A 16,032-nucleotide genomic window follows, 5' to 3' on the forward strand; every position below is an offset into this window, starting at 1 on the left:
CACGTACAATCGACGAATCCCTCCTTCCGGTCCGCCGCCCCGTGAGCGATCTCGCGAGTACCTTCCTGCTCGGCCTCATCGAAGGCATCACCGAATTCCTGCCGGTCTCGAGCACCGGCCATCTGCTCGTCGCCGAACACTGGCTGGGCGCGCGCTCGGACCTGTTCAACGTGGCGATCCAGGCCGGCGCCATCCTCGCGGTCGTGCTCATCTACCGCGAGCGCCTCTGGCGCCTTGCCTGCGGCATCGGCGACCCCGTGCAACGCGACTACGCGCTCAAGCTCGCCGCGGCGTTCCTCATCACCGCGGTGCTCGGCTTCGCCGCGACACGGTTCGGCTTCAGGCTGCCCGAGACCATCGCGCCGGTCGCCTGGGCACTCGTGCTCGGCGGCGTCTGGATGCTCGCTGCGGAATGGCTGGCGGCGCGTCGGCCGGAGCGCAGCACGCTCACCTGGACGGTGGCGATCCTCGTCGGCCTCGCCCAGGTCGTCGCGGGCGTGTTTCCGGGCACGTCGCGCTCGGCCGCGACGATCTTCGTGGCGATGCTCGCCGGCACGAGCAACCGGGCCGCGGCGACCGAGTTCGCGTTCCTCGTCGGCATCCCGACGATGTTCGCCGCGACCGGCTACGAGCTCCTGAAGACGCTCAAGGGCGCCGAAGTGCACGAGGACTGGGGCGCGCTCGCGCTGGCCTTCGTCGTTTCCGCGATCACCGCGTTCATCGCCGTTCGCTGGCTGCTCGGCTACATCCGCATGCACCGCTTCACGCCGTTCGCGATCTACCGCATCGCGCTCGGGCTCGCACTGCTCGTGTTCGCGACCTGAGCGGCGCTGCTCGCGTACGCATCGGCGCCACGCGTCGATGCGCGGGCGGCGGGCGCCCGGCCGCTAGAGTCCGGCCGCGCGGTTGAAGTCGCCGATGCCGCTGATCAGCGCGGTGATCGCCTCGCGTTCGATCTCGTCCAGATGCGGGTTCCATGCGTCGAGCAGCATCACGACCCGCGTCGCGTCGCTGCGATTCCACGCCTCGTGCTCGAACGAGTCGTCGAAGCTGAAGCAGCGACCCTCCTCCCACCGCAGCAACTGCCCGGCCACGGCGAGCGCGAGATCGCCGTCGGGCACGACCAGTGGCAGGTGCGTGACGACGCGCGTGTTGGTGACGCCGCGGTGCGGCAGGATGTGCGAGCCGGCGGTGAGTACGGAGAAGCAGACCTCCGGCGAGTGCTCGCGGATGCGGCACAACGGCAGCGTTTCGAGTATCGCGGCGGTGCGCGGACAGCGCGCGGCGTTGGCGTCGTTGCGCACGCCGTGGCGGAAGAAGAAGAAGGCGTCCCAGACGGGCTTGCCCTGCTCGTTGCGCAGATGCACGGCGAGCGGCGACTCGTCGTCGAAATGGCCGAGGAACGGCTCGAAGCCGGCGTCGCCGCTGGACACCGCACGCATCTCCTCGCGGATCACCTCGGTCTGCGCCTCGAGCGCGTCGTACCAAGGGAACAGTTCGCGCGCGAACACCGGCGTCGGCGGCAACCCGGGCACGTAGAAGAATTTCGGGCGCTGGCGCGGATCGGGATAGTCCGGCTCGAGCTCGCCGAGGTACATCGCGAGGCCACGACCGACGCGCGCGAGCGCAGCGTCGCCGTGGCGTTCGCGCAGCGGGGCGAGCAGCGCCGCGAACAGCATGCGCCGCCCTCCCGCGAGCGCGCGCATCGCATGCTTCACGAGCGGTCGCAGCGGTGCATCGGTGGTCGCGTCGCTGAGCCAGAGGCCGACCTCCTGCGCATGGTTGATCGCGCCGAAGTAGGCCGGCAGCGCCTGGCCGAGGCGGCCGCGCGCCTCGAGCACTTCGCCCAGTCGCAATCGTGCGATGTACGAACGCGGCGCGATGCGCACGGCCTCCGCGAGCGCGGCCTGCGCTTCCTCGAGGCGACCGCGTTCGCGCTGCAGCACGCCGAGGTTGGTGAGGGTGGTCGTGTCCTCGGGATGCGCGGCGTGCGCGCGGCCGAGCAGCTCGAGCGCGGCATCGGCCTGGCCACGCCCGTGCGCGCAGATCGCGAGGAAGTTGAGCGCATCGGCGTCATCGGGCTGGTCGCGCAGCAGCTCGCCGAACGAACGCTCGGCTTCGGCGATGCGCCCCTGCCCCACCAGCGCGAGCGCGGCGGCGCGGCGTTCGTCGGCGCCCGTGGATGCCGGAGTCGTGTTGATGTCGTCGTGCCCTGCGCGGAAACCGCACATGCTAGCAGCGCGCAGGGGCGTGCTGCGATCGGCGCCGGAGCGTGGGACGCAGCGACGCGACCACGCAGGTCACTGCGAGATGGTCGGGTCGCGAGTCCCACCGCGTGCCACGCAGGCCACTGCAAGATGGTTGGGCCGCGAGTCCCACCGAGTGCCGTGGAGAGGGCGCATGCGCGGCGACCGATGACGGCGGGCTTCGCCTGCCTCGCGACGCGCGCGGACTCAGCGGCGCAGCGCGATCGCGAGTGTGTAGGTGCCGGTCAGCTCCGCCTCGGCGAGCACGTGGCCCGCCATGGCTTCGCGCAGTTGCGCGAGCGAATACCCGGCCCGCAGGCCGAGACGGGCGACATCGAGCGCATGGATGCGGAAATGATAGTGATGCACGCGCTCGTCGTTCCACGGCGGGCACGGCCCGTCGTAACCGAGATAGTCACCCGCCATCGCGGCATCGCCGGCGAACCAGCCGGTGTAATCGTTGATGCCCTGGCACGAGCCGGCGGGGCCGGGCGGCGTGCGCTTGCCGCGTGCGACGACGCCGTCGCCGCAGCTCGCATGCGCGAGTTCGCGGCAGTCGGCACCGATGTCGGCGATGAGCCAGTGCACGAAGTCGGTCCGCGGCAGCGACGCCGGCACGCGCCGGCCAGCCTGGTTGACGTCGTCGCCGCGCGTCGGCACGTCGCTGTCGATGCAGGTGATGACGAACGAGCGCGTGCCTTCGGGCACCTGGTCCCAGGCGAGGTGCGGACTGCGGTTCGCCGACAGGATGCAGGGCTCGTCGTCCGGACCGGGGCGCCCGAACGCGCACTCGTCCGGAATCGGTTGCATGTCGCGGAAATCGTCGCTGCGGATACGCACGGTCGGCACCTCCGCCGGCAGTATCGCGCACACCGGCGCCGCGCGACAGGCGCGACGCGCGACGCGTTTAGCCGACGAGCTTGGCGAACGGCCCCGCCAGCGCGTCGCGATAACGCTGCCAGTGCCCCGCCGGGAAACGCACGGGCAGGCCGCCGAGGCTGCGTGTCATGGCGGCGAACTGCGGCCCCGGCTCGAGCGCATCGAGGCCGAGGAAGCGCGCGAGCGCGTCACCGGCGCCGGCCGGATCGTCGAGCAGGGCATCCGCCGCGACGACGAGGCGGCGGGGCGCGGCGACGTCGGCGCCGTGCCGCAGGTGGCGGCGTGCACGCACGAGCCAGTCGGCGGCACCGTCGACGTCGCTGCACGGGAATCCGCGCGCCCAACCGAACGCGAGCCAGTTGAGCAAGGTGTCGCGCGGATCGCGTTCGACGACGACGATGCGCGCCCCGGGCATCGCCCGGTGCACGAGCGCGAGCAGGTGCGCATCCCAGCGCGGAAGCCAGTCGACGATCGGCCGGTCGAGCGCGATGCCGGCGGCGCGCAGCGGCGCGAGCCAGCGCTCGCGCAGTGCTTCGCGCGCGGCCGCGTCGAGGTCACCGCAATAATGCTGGAAGCGCGGCTGGCTGAAGTCGTCCGCACGCGCCGATGGGCCGATGCGGTCGCGCAGCACGGTCAATCCGGACTGGTCGGCGAGCAGCGCGGCGATACGTTCGACGCCGCTGCCGGGAGCGCCGAGCAGCAGTACGGGCGCATGCGCCCATGGCGCGTCTTGCGCCTCGGCGAGCGCGACGTCGAGCTGCGGATTGGGCTCGGCCAGCGCAGGCACCGCGAGCGGCGCGCCGCGCTGCGCTTCGGCGAAGCAACGCACCGCTTTGGCCACGTCGCCGGCACGATCGTGCAGGCGGCCGAGATAGTTCCAGCGCAGGCGCGTCTGGCCCATGTTGAGGTCGTCGCGCCCGAGCGCGTCGAGCATCGCGCGTGCGCCGTCGAGATCGCCTTCGCGCAGGCGCGCACGGGCGCGCACGAGGCGCATCTCGGCGTCTTCGCGCGCGGCGAGCACGATGCCCGCGTGCGCTTCGGCCGCCTCGAGTTCGCCGAGGTACTCGGCGAGCAGCGCGAGCCGGTTGCGCGCGAGCAGGTCGGCCGGATTGCGCCCGAGCATCTCCTTCCACACTGCCGCGGCCTCCGGCAGGCGGCCGGCGAGGTTGAGCAGGTCGGCGCGCGCCGCGCGCACGTCGTCGTCGGGCGAGATCGCGAGGCACGCGTCGTATGCCTCGATCGCCTCGTCGACGCGGCCGAGCCGCGCGAGCGACCAGGCGAGCGCACGCGCAGGCATCGGCTGCGCCGGATCGGCGGCGAGGGCGGCGCGGTACGAAGCGACGGCATCGTCGTAGCGACCGTCCGCGCGCGCGACATCGGCCATGCCGACCTGCGCGGCGATCTCGAAGCCGGGCACGCCGAGCAGCTCACGGTACTGCGCGTCGGCTTCCTCGCGGCGGCCCGCCTTGAGCAGCAGCGAGCCGAGCCACGGCCGCGCCTGGTGCAGGTCCGGCTTGATGCGCAGCGCGTTGCGCAATGCCTGCTCGGCGAACGCGGGGGTGTCACGGCGCGCGAAAGCCTGGCCGAGCATGAACTGGATCATCGCGTCGTTCGGCGCGAGGTCGGCGGCACGACCGAGATGGCGCAGCGCCGCCTCGATGTCGCCACGTTCGAGCAACAAGCCGCCGAGGCCGGCGAGCGCATGCGGCTCCTCGCCGGTGCGCAGCGGGGTGCGGAAATGCTGTTCGGCGACGGCCTGCTCGCCACGCATGAGGGCGAGCTGGCCGAGGCCCGCGTGCGCGCCGGCCAGGTTCGGATCGAGCGCGAGTGCCGCGTGGAAGCCGCGCCGCGCCGCCTCGTGGTCGCCTTCGCGGAAGTTGAGCGAGGCTAGCGTCAGCTCGACGCCGGCATCTGCGGGCGCGAGCGCATGCGCGCGCTCGAGCAGGGTGCTGCCTTCGGGCGTGTCGCCGAGCTGGTAACGCAGCATGCCGAGCAAGTGCAGCGCCTCGACGTCGTCGGGTTGCTCGGCAAGCCTCGCCCGATAGCCCTGTTCGGCTTCGGCGAAGCGGCCCTGGCGATGATGGTCGATGGCGTCTTTGAGCATGCGAGCGTCGTCTTGCGGATGCGGAAGGCGCGCGTGGGCGCGCGCCGGACCGCCGATTATGCCGCATCCGGCCATGCTAGGCTTTCGCGCTTTCGATCCCCGTAGCGCGATGACCGTGAGCCGCAACCAGGACCTCACCACCCTGCTCAGGGCCCGCACCCCGCTGCTGCTGGTCGATTCCGCCGACGAAAACGGCGTGATCTCCGGGTTCCGCCACGCGATTGCGCAGTCGCTGCGACCGTTCTGGCGCTGGAGCATCACCGGCGGCCTCGAGCGGCTCGACCTCGATCTCGACGACGAAGAAGACCCCGCGATGCGCGAGGCGCCCGACGCGAGCCTCAGCCTGCAGGCGATCAAGCGCACGCCGGTCGCGGGCGTCTACCTGCTGCTGGATTTCCAGCCCTACCTGCGCTACCCGATGACCCTGCGCCTGCTGCGCGAGATCGTGCAGCGGCAGGATTCGGTCGAGCACACGCTCGTGCTCGTCGGCGCCGGCATCGAGTTGCCGGAGGAACTCGCGGCGGTCGCGACGCGCTTCGAATTCGCCCTGCCCGACAAGGAGACCCTCGCGGCGATGCTGCGCGAGGAAGCGTTCCGCTACTCGCGCGACCACGACGGGCGTCGCGTCACGGTCGATGCCGAGGCGGCACGCGCGATCGTGCGCAACCTCGTCGGCCTCGCGCTCGAGGACGCGCGCCGCATCGCGCGCAAGCTCATCTACGACGATGGCGCGATCAGCCCGGCCGACCTGCCCGAACTCGCGCGCGCCAAGCATGCTTTGCTCGATCGCGACGGCCTGCTGCATTTCGAATACGAGACCGCGCAGTTCGCCCGCATCGGCGGCCTCACGCGCCTCAAGCAATGGATCGCGCAGCGGCGCGCCGCGTTCCTCGGTGAAAAACAGAGCGTCAAGCTCGATCCGCCCAAGGGCGTCTTGCTGCTCGGCGTGCAGGGTTGCGGCAAGAGCCTCGCGGCGAAGGCGACCGCGGGCGGCTTCGGCGTGCCGCTCGTGCGCCTGGATTTCGGTTCGCTCTACAACAAGTACCACGGCGAGACCGAGCGCAACCTGCGCGAGGCACTGAAGAGTGCCGAGCTGCTCGCGCCGTGCGTGCTGTGGATCGACGAGATCGAGAAGGCGCTGTCGACCTCGGGCGACGACGACGGCGTGTCGCGCCGCGTGCTCGGCTACCTGCTCACCTGGATGGCCGAACGCAAGGCGCCGGTGTTCCTCGTCGCGACCGCGAACGAGGTGCAGCAGCTGCCGGCCGAGCTGTTGCGCAAGGGCCGCTTCGACGAAACGTTCTTCGTCGACCTGCCCGACGCGGCGACGCGCATGGAAATCTTTACCCTGCACCTCGCGCAGCGCGGCCTCGATCCGGCGACGTTCGACCTCGAAGCGCTCGCGGGCGCGTGCGACGGCTATTCCGGCGCGGAGATCGAGCAGATCGTCGTCGCCGCGCTGTATGCCGCCGCGGCCGCTCGGCAGGACGCGCCGGCCCAGGCACAACTGCTCGCCGAGTGCGCGGCGACGCGGCCGCTGTCGGTGCTGATGGCGGAAAAGGTCGCCGCGTTGCGGGCCTGGGCACGTGGCCGCACGGTGGCGGCGGACTGAGCGCCACGATGCACGCGCCGCTCGAGCGCATCGTCGCCTTCCTGGCCGGCATCGGCCTGCCGCCGCGCGCGGCGACGCTCGACGACGGCACGTTCCTGCCCGGCATCCGCATCACGCGCGGCGAACTCGTCTACGATCCTGCGCGCCTCGCCTGGCCGTCCGACCTGCTGCACGAGGCCGGCCACATCGCGCTCACGCCAGCCGCGCATCGGGGCGCGCTCGACGATGCACTCACCGCCGAGCAGCATTTCGAACACGGCGGCGAAGTCGAATCGATCGCGTGGTCGTATGCGGCGAGCGTGCGGCTCAGCATGCCGGTGGAGGCGTTGTTCCACGAAGGAGGCTATCGCGGCCACGCGCCCGGCCTCGCGCAGTCGTTCTCGCTCGGCGTCTACGTCGGCGTCGCCGGCCTCGCCGCGCTCGGCCTGTGCGCGATCGGCGAGGACGCGCGCCGTCGCGGCATCGAGCCGTATCCGCACATGCTGCAGTGGTTGCGCGATTGAGGACCGAGGATGCGTGGGAGCAACTTCAGTCGCGATGCCGCCGACGACGACGGCTATTGCGCGCTGCCGTCGTGCGCGAGGTGGCGCAGCATGCGCTGCGCGATGTAGTCGCCGGTGAAGCTGCGCAGGCTCGCGTCGAGGATGAAACCGCAGTGGCCGCCGTGCGCGGCGATGTCGAGTTCGACGTTGGGCGGCAGCTGCAAGGCGCGGAAATCGGCGACCGGGATGACCGGATCGTCGGCCGCGGTGAGGATCGTCGCCGGCACGTCGAGCCTGCGCAGGCGATCACCGGCGATCGAGTAGCCGTCCAGATAGGCCTCGAGCGATTCGAAATCGGTATGCCGCAGCACGAGTGCGCGCGTGAGGCCACGCAGGTCGGAGGCGAAGTCCTCCGCGCTGAACCAGTCGACGTCGGGGAACAACGCGCGCTTGCGCCGCAGCGACTCGCGCCATTTGTGCAGGAAGTAGCGCTGGTAGATCCACGGCCCTTCCTCGAGGCCGAACAGGCCCGCCGCGGGGCTGACGACCGGGCACACCGCGAGCGCGTAGCGCACCGCATCCGCCGCGCGCAATGCGACGCGCAATGCGAAGTTGCCGCCGAGCGAGAACCCCGCGACGGCGACCGGCGCGGCCGCGAACGCGCTGCGCACGGCGCGCACGGCGGCGACGACCTCGTCGATGCGATTGGAGTGGAACAGCTCGCGGTTGAGGTGATGCGTGTCGCCGTGGTCGCGGAAATTGAGGCGGAACACGTCGAAGCCGTCACCGAGCAGGCGCACGCCGGTGCCCACCACGTAGGACGAGCGCGCGCTGCCTTCCCAGCCGTGCAGCAGCACGACGAGCCCGTGCGCGCGCTCGCGCACGCGCTGGCGCGCGAGGAAGCCCTGCAGGCGCACGCCATCGCCGCAATCGAGCACGTGTTCCTCGCTGCGGCGCTCGATCTCCTGCTGCGCGCGGCGCAGCGCGATGCGGCGCAGCGCGCTCGAGGCGAGGATCGATTGCAGGTGCGGATTGGCGAGCCAGCGCGGCGGCGCGAAGTCGGCTCCGCGCGGCAATGTGCGGCCGGGCGACGCCTCTGGCGCGAGCGCGGCTTCAGTCGTTGCCATAGCCGAGCGTCTGCACGATGCGCGCGCGGCTGAGTTCGGCCATGCGCCGGCGCGCCTCGGGCGCCGCCGGCACCGGTTCGAGGAAGTGGATCTCCGCATCCATCGCCGGGTTGCCGAGCACGCGCAGGAAGTTCGTGAAGAAACTCTCCTTGCGGGCGAACGGCACGCGCGGGTCCTGGTGCCCGTCGCGGCCGTAGCGCAACGCGACCGGCTGCACCGCGACGTCGGCGTCGAGGGCGGTCTGGAAGATGCGTGCGTGGAACGTGCCGACGCGATCGCCGTGGCCGCTGCCGCCTTCCGGGAACACGCCGACCGGCTCGCCCGCGCGCAGGCGTTCGATCACGCGCGCCATGACCGCGTTGAGCGAATCGGTGTTGCCGCGGCGGTGGAAGATCGTGCCGGCACGCGAGGCGAGCCAGCCGACGAACGGCCAGCCGGCGATTTCGCTCTTGGCGACGAAGCTGACCGGCCGCCGGCTGTGCATGAGCTCGATGTCGAGCCATGAAATGTGATTGGCGACGTACAGCACCGCGCCCGGCAGCGGCTCACCGAAGCTCCGGATGCGCAGGCCGAAGATGCGCAGGAGGCGGCGCGACCACCAGCGGATCATCGTCTTTTCGAACGTCGTGCGTCCGACGCGGATGCGCGCGGCGAGCGGGTTGAGCGCGAGCAGCGCGAGCGGCACCGCGACGATCGCGTGCAGCAGCAGCTGCGGAACGCGCCAGGCATAGCGCCACGGTCGCAGGCGATCGCTCGGCGGTACGGCGGCGACGGGGGATTCGACGAGTCGGTTCATCGGCAGGCGTGCGGGTGTCGGCGCGATAGTAGCGGAGTCTGGTGCGCCGCCGCACGAGGCAGGCGCGTCGTTCAGGCGGCCTGCAGGCGTTCGATCGCCTCGGCGAGATCGTTCAGGTGCTGCTCCCACCAGCGCGGTTCGCCGACCTGCGGAAACCCGCGCGGAAACGCCGGGTCGTGCCAGCGCGCGGCGACCCAGCCGGCCCAGTGGATCTGCCGCATCAGGCGCAGCGGCTCGACGAGGTCGAGTTCGCGCGGATCGAAGTCGCGGAACTCCGCGTAGCCTTCGAGCAGGGTGTCGAGCGCGCGCGGCGACGGTGCGAGCATCCACAGGTCCTGCACGGCCGGCCCCGTGCGTGCGTCGTCGAGATCGACGAAGTGCGGGCCGCCGTCGGTCCACAGCACGTTGCCGCCGTGACAGTCGCCGTGCAGGCGCAGCGTGGCGGGCTGGACACCGGCGAAGCGCGCGTCGACGAGGTCGGCGATCGCTGCGGTACGCGCGCGATAGCGTTCCTCGAGGTGCCCGGGTAACAGGTCCGAAGCGAGCACCGCGCGCGCGGCTTCGCGCACGAAGGTATCGGCGTCCATCGCGCCGCGCGCGCGGAAGCGCGAACGCGCGCCGACCGCATGCAGGCGCGCGAGCAGGCGTCCCATCCAGGCGAGGTGGTCGGCCGATTCGAGTTCGGGCGCGCGACCGCCTCGGCGCGGATACAGCGCGTAGCGGAAGCCCGCGTGGACGAGCAGGGTCACGCCGTCGATGACCAGCGGCGCGACCACCGGCAGTTCCCCCGCGGCGAGTTCGAGCGCGAACGCGTGTTCCTCGGCGATCGCCGCATCGCTCCAGCGCAAGGGCCGGTAGAACTTCGCGACGAGCGGCACGCCGTCCTCGATGCCGACCTGGTAGACGCGATTCTCGTAACTCGGCAGCGCGAGCAGGCGGCCGTCGGTGGTGTAGCCGGCAGCCTCGATCGCATCGAGCACTGTATCGGGCGTGAGTGCGTCGTACGGCGCGGACGCCGTCATCGTCAGACCGCCTTCGGCGTCGGCCGCGGCACCACCGCGAGCGTGAGGCGCGAGATGCAGACGAGCCGCATGTGCGCGTCGACGATGCGGATCTCCCACACCTGCGTCGTGCGGCCGATGTGCACCGCGCGCGCGGTGCCCGTCACCTCGCCGTCGGTCGCGGCGCGCACGTGGTTCGCGTTGATGTCGAGGCCGACCGCCATCTCGCTCGATTCGATGCACAGGTTGCCGGCGAGGCTGCCGAGGGATTCGGCGAGCGCGACCGAGGCGCCGCCATGGAGCAGGCCGAACGGCTGCTTCGTGCGCGCGTCGACCGGCATCGTGCCCTGCACCCAGTCGTCGCCGATCGCGGTCACGCGCATGCCGAGATGCTCGACCATGCAACCGCGATTCCACGCGTTGATGCGCTCGAGGTCGGTGGTCTGCTTCCAGATGGGCACGGCGAGGCTCCGCAGTCGGGCGGTGACTATAGCCGACGGCCGAGTGCCGCAGGCAGGCTCGGACGGCCTTTCGCGGCGCGCGCCGAATTGGGCGACAATCGCCACCATCCCACGATCCCGGATCGCGTGTCCCACACCGTCACCCTGCAAGCCAGCGGCAAGCGCTTCGAGGTCCTGCCCGGCGAGACCGTGCTCGAGGGCGCGCGCCGTGCCGGCCTCGCACTGCCGTACTCATGCCTCGCCGGTGTCTGCGGCAGCTGCAAGGCGACCCTCATCGACGGTACCTGCACCTATCCGCGCAACCCTCCGAGCGCGCTCAACGCGGCCGAGCAACTGCGCCACCAGGTACTGCTGTGCCAGGCCGTGCCCTCGGGCGACGTGACGATCGCGGCGCGCGAGGTCGCCTCGGTCGCCGACATACCGCGCAAGCGCCTCGAGGTATGCGTCACCGGCAAGCACCTGCTCGGCCATGACGTCGCGCGCCTGCATCTGGCAACCGCGCCCGGCGAACGCCTGCGCCGGCTCGCCGGCCAGTACCTCGACGTGCTGCTCGACGGTGGCCGCCGACGCGCGTTCTCGATCGCCAACGCGCCGGTCGCCGCCGCACCGGGCGATGGCGACGTGATCGAACTGCACGTGCGCCGCGTCGCCGGCGGCGACTTCACCAACACGGTGTTCGACGTGCTGCAGCCCGGTGCGCGACTCGACGTCGAGGGGCCGCTCGGCACCTTCGTGCCGCGCGAGGACAGCGAGCGCCCGATGATCTTCATGGCCGGTGGCACCGGCTTCGCACCGATCAAGGCGCTGATCGAACATTTCCTCGCGCTGGGTACGCGCCGGCCGATCGCGCTGTACTGGGGCGCGCGCGACGCGGCCGACCTGTACCTGCGCGAACTTCCCGAGCGCTGGGCGCGCGACGTCGCGGCGTTCCGCTTCGTCCCGGTGCTGGGCGACGCCGGAGCGGGCGACATCGCGCGCAGCGGTCTCGTGCACGAGGTCCTGCTCGAGGACGTGCCGGATCTGTCCGCATTCGACGTCTACATGAGCGGCCCGCCCGCGATGATCGATGCGGGCCGGCGCGCGTTCGCCGACGCGGGCCTGCCGGAGGACCGCCTGTACTACGATTCGTTCGACTACGCACCCGACGTGATCGCGCAGATCCTGCGCGGGCGCGCCGGCATCGACGGGTTCTGAGAACTCGCCCGGCTCTTCGCGGTCGATGCCGCGACCCTGCACGTGAGACCGCCATGCCTCGCTCCATCCTGCTCCCGCTCGCGTTGCTCGCCCTGCTCGCCAGCGTGCCCGCCGCGGCGATGCGCTGCGGCAACCGCCTCGTCACCGACGGCGCACAGGATTTCCAGGTGCGCGAGCGCTGCGGCGATCCGTTCTGGACCGACCGCTACAGCGACGTCGTCGTGATCGGCCGCGACGGCCCGCTCGAGAGCCAGCGCGAAGTGCAGTACGACGTGTGGTACTACAACTTCGGCCCGCGCCAGCTCATGCGCCGGCTCGTTTTCCGCGATGGCCTGCTGGCGCAGGAGGCCACGCTCGGCTACGGCGTCGAGCGCATCGGCGAGGACTGCGACCCGGACAGGCTATTAGGCGGCCTCAGCGCGGGCGAACTCGTCGCGCGCTGCGGCGAACCCGCGTCACGGCGCAGCCAACGCGACACGATCGTGCGACGCCCGCTACCGGGCGTGGAGCGCTGGCGCGACCAGCGACGCGAGGACTGGATCTACGACTTCGGCGACCGCCACTACGTGCGCATGGTCCATCTCGTCGACGGCCGTGTCGACACGGTCGAATCGCTCGCGCGCTGACGCCTGGGCGCTCCTGCCGGGTTCGCGCACCTCGCCGAACGCACGGGAAGCGCGGCACGCAGTCCACGACGGCGCCATTCGGGCGCAGCCGCAATCCAGCTCTTCGTGTCGGCCGTGAGGCGCTGGGTCCGGCGTTCGCCGTGGCAACGACGGGAGCCTCCGCTCCTGCCCTTGGGCCTTGGCTGATGGGGCAGGTCGGCAGGTCCGCCCTACGCCGCAGGCAGCCGCGGCACCCCGTGTTCGCTGCGTTCCTCGAACGCGATCGGCCGCGTGTCGAGCGGCCCGCGCGCGAGCAGCGGCGTGAGCGCGACGGTCGCTTCGCCGCGCGCGCAGCGCAGTGCGTTCGCGTAGGCGGTGTTCGCGCCGGCGAGGTCGTTCTCGGCCTTGCGGCAGTCGCCGAGCGCTTCCCATGCGGCCGCCGAGGGCACCAGCGCGAGTGCACGCTCGAGCGATTCTTCGGCCTTGCCGTAATGGCCCTGCAGCACGTACAGGCGGCCGAGCGCGGTCAGCAACGGTGCGCTGTTCGGCGCGAGCGAGAGCCATGCCTCGGCCTGGCGCAGGCGTGCGCCGGCCTCGGCCGCGCCGAGTTCGCCGTAGACGGTCGCGAGCAGGTCGCTCCACTCGCGCCGCTGCGCCGATTCGATCTCGTCCATCGCCGCGAGCACCTGGCCCAACGCGGCCGCGCGGCGTGCGAAGGCCGCGACGAGTTCGGCGCGCTTGCGCTGTGCGCGGGTCGCACCGCTCCATGTCGCATTGAGTCGCGCCGCGTCGGGCGCGGCGGCCAAAGCAGCGGCGAGCACGCGCGTCTCGAGCGCGGCCTGCGTATCGGCGGTCAACGACTGGCTGCGCGCGAGTGCGGGCAGGGCGTCGAGCGCGGTCTGCACCTCGCCCTGCGCCAGCGCGGCTTCGGCGAGCAGGCGCCAGCCGCGCAACGAGAGCTCGCCGGTCGCGGCTTTCGGCTTCAGCAATGCAAGCGCATCGGCATGGCGACCGCTCTCGACGAGGAAGCGCGCACGCGTCGCATCGGCCGCGCGCGCGCCGCCGGGGCCGACTTCGTCGAGTGCCTGCGATGCGCGCTCGGGCGCGCCGCGCTCGTAGGCGGCGCGCGCCGAGACGAGCAGCGCCGGCGTGCGGAACGCGGCGTTCTGCGCCGCGCGCGCAAGGTCGCGCTCGGCTTGCGCGTAGTCGCCTTCGGCGAACGCGGTGAGGCCGGCGGCAAGGCGTTCACGCCCGCGTCGCTTGACCGAACGGCCCCAGGCGCGGAACGGCCAGCGCAGGAGGCTCCAGGCCAACATGATTCCGACCCAGGCGAGGAGCAGCAGAGCGATCGCGACGACGAGGCTCGACTCCACCGTCGTGCCGCGCAGGCGCACCTGCACGTAACCCGGATCGGCCGCGAGCCAGTGCCAGGCAAGAGCGGCGACGAACGCGACGACGAGGAAGACCAGTACGGTACGCCAGAGCCTCATGTGCCCGCTCCATCCGGCTTCGGCGCCGGCGCGATCGGCACCAGCGGCGGATGCGCAAGCGCGCGCGTCGCGCGCAGGTTGCGCAGCTCCTCGAGCGCGCTGCCGAGTTCGGGCAGTGCCGGCGCGAGCGGCACCGCCGCGAGGCGATCGATCTCCGCGAGCGCGCTGCGCGTCGGCGTGGCGGCCTCGTCGAACGTCGCCGCGATGCCCGCGCGCGCGCTTGCCAGCGCGGCCTTGTAACCATCGCCATCGCGCGCGAGCAGGGCCGCCTCGGCGTTCCGCAGGTCGAGCACGACGAGCGCGCGCGCGAGGCCGGGGTCGCGCGTCGGCGCCACGTGGCCGTCGTCGTGGCTGATCTTCACGAACTGCTCGATGAAGCCGGCCCAGCGCGACGGCGCACCAGGCGCGTCTTCGCGCGTCGCCGCGCGGCGCGTGGGCAGCGCCAGGGTGGCTTCGCGCAGGCGCGCGAGCGCCGCCAGCGTCGCATGCGTGTCCGCGGGACGGCTCGCTTCGAGCGCCTGCCGCTCCGCGCCGATCGTCTGCCGCACCGAGGCGAACACCGGGTCTTCCGCGGCGGCGAGCGCCGAATCGGCGAGGCGATAGGCGGAAATCGCCGCCGGCGCGTCCTGGAACAACGCGAGCCGCTCCTGCGCCTGCTGCAGCAGGAACTCGGCCTCGTTCAGCGCGAGCGCGTCGCGCCCGCTGAGGCGCTGTTCGGACAGGTTGGCGACCGCGTCCTCGAGGTGGCGCGAGCGTTCGCCGAGCGCGAGCAGTTCCTCGCGCACGCTCTTGTTGACCGCGTCGGCATCGGTCAGGCGCGCACGCATGCCGTCGAGGTCGCGCTTGCGCTGCTCGACGGTGCGCGAGAGCGCATTGAGGCGCGCGCCGAGGTCGTCGATCGCAGCGGCCTGCGCGGCGGCGCTTCCGTGCTCGAGCGCGTAGACGCGCCACAACGAGACGAGCGCCACGACGAGCGCGGCGGAGGCGACGAGCCAGGCGAGCGCGGCGCCGCGCCGCTGGGTGGGCGCACGCGGCGTCGGGCGCGGCGCGAGTTCACTGCCGCCCGCGGGCGAGGCACTTCCGATGTCTTCGCTCATGGCTCGCATGCTAGCGGAAAGCGCCGCGCGCGGCAGCGCGGCGCGACGTCACGCGCGCGGCCGCGCGAGCACGCCGGCGGCAGCGGCGAGCAGGTCACGCGGTGCGGCCGACGCGGCGATCGTGATCGCGTCGAAACCCGCCGCGCGCGCCGCATCGGCGAGGCGGTGGCTGCTCACCACGAGTGCCTGCGCGCGCAGCCGCGCGAGCAGCGGTGGCGGCAACGCCGCGACCAGGTTCGCGAGCGCTTCGCCGCTCGACAGCAGGGTCACGAGCGGCTCGGCCGCGACCGCGAGCGCGTCGAAATGCCGGCGGGTCAGGCGCGGCGGCACGCGCCGGTAGACGTGGATCGCCTCGACCTGCGCGCCGCGCGAAACGAGCGCGGGCGCGATCAGGTCGCGCCCGCCCGGCGCGCCGACGAGCGCGACGCGCCAGCCGCGTACGGCGCCAAGTCCGGGCAGGGCGAGCAGGCCTTCGCTGTCGCCACGCTCCGGCGCCCGCGCATCGACGCCATGCCGCGCGAGCGCGGCGCGCGTGCCGGCGCCGATCGCGAATACCCTCGCGCGCCTCGGCACGGGTACGCCCGGCGCGTGGCGCAGTGCGAAGCGCACCGCCGCAGGGCTCGTGAAGATCCAAGCGTCGAACGCGCCGTGCCGGCGCGCATGCGGTAACGCGCGCAGCGCCAGGCCCGGCAACGGCAGCGCAGCCGCACCGAGCCGGCGCGCGCTGCGCAACAGCGCGGCGCCATCGGGTCGCGTCACGACGATGCTCGCGCCGGCGAGCGCACTGCGGCTCATGGGCGTGCGCGACGGGCGGGCGGTACTCGGCATGCCGCCATCATACGGCCGCGCTTGAGGCGCACGCGATGCACCCCCACACTGTCCGGCTTTGCCGGACCCAAGCCGATGCACGCACCACTTTCCGCACTCGCGAACCTCCG

The 16,032-nt window shown here is 72.2% G+C and carries 15 protein-coding genes; 5 read left to right on the forward strand and 10 right to left on the reverse strand.

The annotated features are described in order from the left end of the window. The first annotated feature begins 41 nt into the window (after positions 1-41). Entirely contained in the window at positions 42-824 is a 783-nt protein-coding gene (locus tag ACTHK2_RS15550) for an undecaprenyl-diphosphate phosphatase (protein WP_440246630.1), read from the forward strand. Between the two features lie 63 nt (positions 825-887). Here ACTHK2_RS15550 and ACTHK2_RS15555 read toward each other — a convergent pair whose 3' ends face one another. The 3 genes from ACTHK2_RS15555 to ACTHK2_RS15565 all read right to left on the reverse strand — a co-directional run bounded on the left by ACTHK2_RS15555 (position 888) and on the right by ACTHK2_RS15565 (position 5,229). Beyond that, positions 888-2,231 (reverse strand): aspartyl/asparaginyl beta-hydroxylase domain-containing protein, encoded by a 1,344-nt coding sequence (locus ACTHK2_RS15555; protein WP_440246631.1) that lies wholly within the window; start codon positions 2,229-2,231, stop codon positions 888-890. Positions 2,232-2,453: 222 nt separating this feature from the next. Further along, complete coding sequence (locus tag ACTHK2_RS15560) at positions 2,454-3,086, reverse strand: YbhB/YbcL family Raf kinase inhibitor-like protein (RefSeq protein WP_440246632.1); 633 nt, start codon at positions 3,084-3,086, stop codon at positions 2,454-2,456. Between the two features lie 67 nt (positions 3,087-3,153). Further along, on the reverse strand, positions 3,154-5,229 hold the full coding sequence (locus ACTHK2_RS15565) for a tetratricopeptide repeat protein (RefSeq protein ID WP_440246633.1): 2,076 nt from the start codon (positions 5,227-5,229) through the stop codon (positions 3,154-3,156). Positions 5,230-5,344: 115 nt separating this feature from the next. Here ACTHK2_RS15565 and ACTHK2_RS15570 point away from each other — a divergent pair, with 115 nt between their 5' ends. Together ACTHK2_RS15570 and ACTHK2_RS15575 are read left to right on the forward strand one after the other, a co-directional pair. After that, the gene (locus tag ACTHK2_RS15570; RefSeq protein WP_440246634.1) at positions 5,345-6,841 is read left to right on the forward strand and encodes an AAA family ATPase; all 1,497 of its coding nucleotides are present in this window, start codon (positions 5,345-5,347) and stop codon (positions 6,839-6,841) included. Between the two features lie 8 nt (positions 6,842-6,849). Continuing rightward, a complete protein-coding gene (locus ACTHK2_RS15575; protein WP_440246635.1) occupies positions 6,850-7,344 on the forward strand; it encodes a hypothetical protein in 495 nt (164 codons plus the stop codon). Positions 7,345-7,397: 53 nt separating this feature from the next. Here ACTHK2_RS15575 and ACTHK2_RS15580 read toward each other — a convergent pair whose 3' ends face one another. The 4 genes from ACTHK2_RS15580 to ACTHK2_RS15595 all read right to left on the reverse strand — a co-directional run bounded on the left by ACTHK2_RS15580 (position 7,398) and on the right by ACTHK2_RS15595 (position 10,708). Beyond that, the gene (locus ACTHK2_RS15580; RefSeq protein ID WP_440246636.1) at positions 7,398-8,450 is read right to left on the reverse strand and encodes a YheT family hydrolase; all 1,053 of its coding nucleotides are present in this window, start codon (positions 8,448-8,450) and stop codon (positions 7,398-7,400) included. Further along, entirely contained in the window at positions 8,437-9,246 is an 810-nt protein-coding gene (locus ACTHK2_RS15585) for a lysophospholipid acyltransferase family protein (protein WP_440246637.1), read from the reverse strand. Before ACTHK2_RS15585 ends, ACTHK2_RS15580 begins: the two co-directional genes overlap by 14 nt. Positions 9,247-9,317: 71 nt before the next feature. Continuing rightward, positions 9,318-10,268, reverse strand: coding sequence for a serine/threonine protein kinase (locus tag ACTHK2_RS15590; RefSeq protein WP_440246638.1), 951 nt, complete (start codon positions 10,266-10,268; stop codon positions 9,318-9,320). A gap of 2 nt (positions 10,269-10,270) precedes the next feature. Continuing rightward, positions 10,271-10,708, reverse strand: a complete 438-nt coding sequence (locus ACTHK2_RS15595; protein ID WP_440246640.1) for a hotdog fold thioesterase — start codon at positions 10,706-10,708, stop codon at positions 10,271-10,273. 126 nt (positions 10,709-10,834) lie between these two features. Here ACTHK2_RS15595 and ACTHK2_RS15600 point away from each other — a divergent pair, with 126 nt between their 5' ends. Both ACTHK2_RS15600 and ACTHK2_RS15605 read left to right on the forward strand, forming a co-directional pair. Continuing rightward, positions 10,835-11,902 carry a 2Fe-2S iron-sulfur cluster-binding protein gene (locus ACTHK2_RS15600; protein ID WP_440246641.1) on the forward strand — a complete coding sequence of 356 codons (1,068 nt, stop codon included), beginning with the start codon at positions 10,835-10,837 and terminating at the stop codon, positions 11,900-11,902. Positions 11,903-11,955: 53 nt separating this feature from the next. Continuing rightward, positions 11,956-12,528: a DUF2845 domain-containing protein gene (locus tag ACTHK2_RS15605; RefSeq protein ID WP_440246642.1), complete on the forward strand. Its 573-nt coding sequence runs from the start codon at positions 11,956-11,958 to the stop codon at positions 12,526-12,528. A 209-nt stretch (positions 12,529-12,737) separates the two neighbouring features. On the opposite strand, the gene ACTHK2_RS15610 is transcribed toward ACTHK2_RS15605, so the two are convergent. The 3 genes from ACTHK2_RS15610 to ACTHK2_RS15620 are packed head-to-tail and all read right to left on the reverse strand — an operon-like array spanning position 12,738 to position 15,922. After that, positions 12,738-13,997, reverse strand: a complete 1,260-nt coding sequence (locus tag ACTHK2_RS15610) for a heme biosynthesis HemY N-terminal domain-containing protein (protein ID WP_440246643.1) — start codon at positions 13,995-13,997, stop codon at positions 12,738-12,740. Further along, the gene (locus tag ACTHK2_RS15615) at positions 13,994-15,094 is read right to left on the reverse strand and encodes a uroporphyrinogen-III C-methyltransferase (protein WP_440246644.1); all 1,101 of its coding nucleotides are present in this window, start codon (positions 15,092-15,094) and stop codon (positions 13,994-13,996) included. Before ACTHK2_RS15615 ends, ACTHK2_RS15610 begins: the two co-directional genes overlap by 4 nt. Positions 15,095-15,142: 48 nt before the next feature. Then, positions 15,143-15,922, reverse strand: a complete 780-nt coding sequence (locus ACTHK2_RS15620) for a uroporphyrinogen-III synthase (protein WP_440246645.1) — start codon at positions 15,920-15,922, stop codon at positions 15,143-15,145. Between the last annotated feature and the right edge of the window lie 110 nt (positions 15,923-16,032).

The organism is Dokdonella sp. (genome assembly GCF_051958935.1).
GTDB lineage: Bacteria > Pseudomonadota > Gammaproteobacteria > Xanthomonadales > Rhodanobacteraceae > Dokdonella_A.

Coding starts and splice junctions, on each gene's coding strand:
- ACTHK2_RS15555 (WP_440246631.1), bottom strand. CDS start 2,231: ATGTGCGGTTTCCGCGCAGGGCACGACGACATCAACACGACTCCGGCA.
- ACTHK2_RS15565 (WP_440246633.1), bottom strand. CDS start 5,229: ATGCTCAAAGACGCCATCGACCATCATCGCCAGGGCCGCTTCGCCGAA.
- ACTHK2_RS15575 (WP_440246635.1), top strand. CDS start 6,850: ATGCACGCGCCGCTCGAGCGCATCGTCGCCTTCCTGGCCGGCATCGGC.
- ACTHK2_RS15580 (WP_440246636.1), bottom strand. CDS start 8,450: ATGGCAACGACTGAAGCCGCGCTCGCGCCAGAGGCGTCGCCCGGCCGC.
- ACTHK2_RS15585 (WP_440246637.1), bottom strand. CDS start 9,246: ATGAACCGACTCGTCGAATCCCCCGTCGCCGCCGTACCGCCGAGCGAT.
- ACTHK2_RS15590 (WP_440246638.1), bottom strand. CDS start 10,268: ATGACGGCGTCCGCGCCGTACGACGCACTCACGCCCGATACAGTGCTC.
- ACTHK2_RS15605 (WP_440246642.1), top strand. CDS start 11,956: ATGCCTCGCTCCATCCTGCTCCCGCTCGCGTTGCTCGCCCTGCTCGCC.
- ACTHK2_RS15610 (WP_440246643.1), bottom strand. CDS start 13,997: ATGAGGCTCTGGCGTACCGTACTGGTCTTCCTCGTCGTCGCGTTCGTC.
- ACTHK2_RS15615 (WP_440246644.1), bottom strand. CDS start 15,094: ATGAGCGAAGACATCGGAAGTGCCTCGCCCGCGGGCGGCAGTGAACTC.
- ACTHK2_RS15620 (WP_440246645.1), bottom strand. CDS start 15,922: ATGCCGAGTACCGCCCGCCCGTCGCGCACGCCCATGAGCCGCAGTGCG.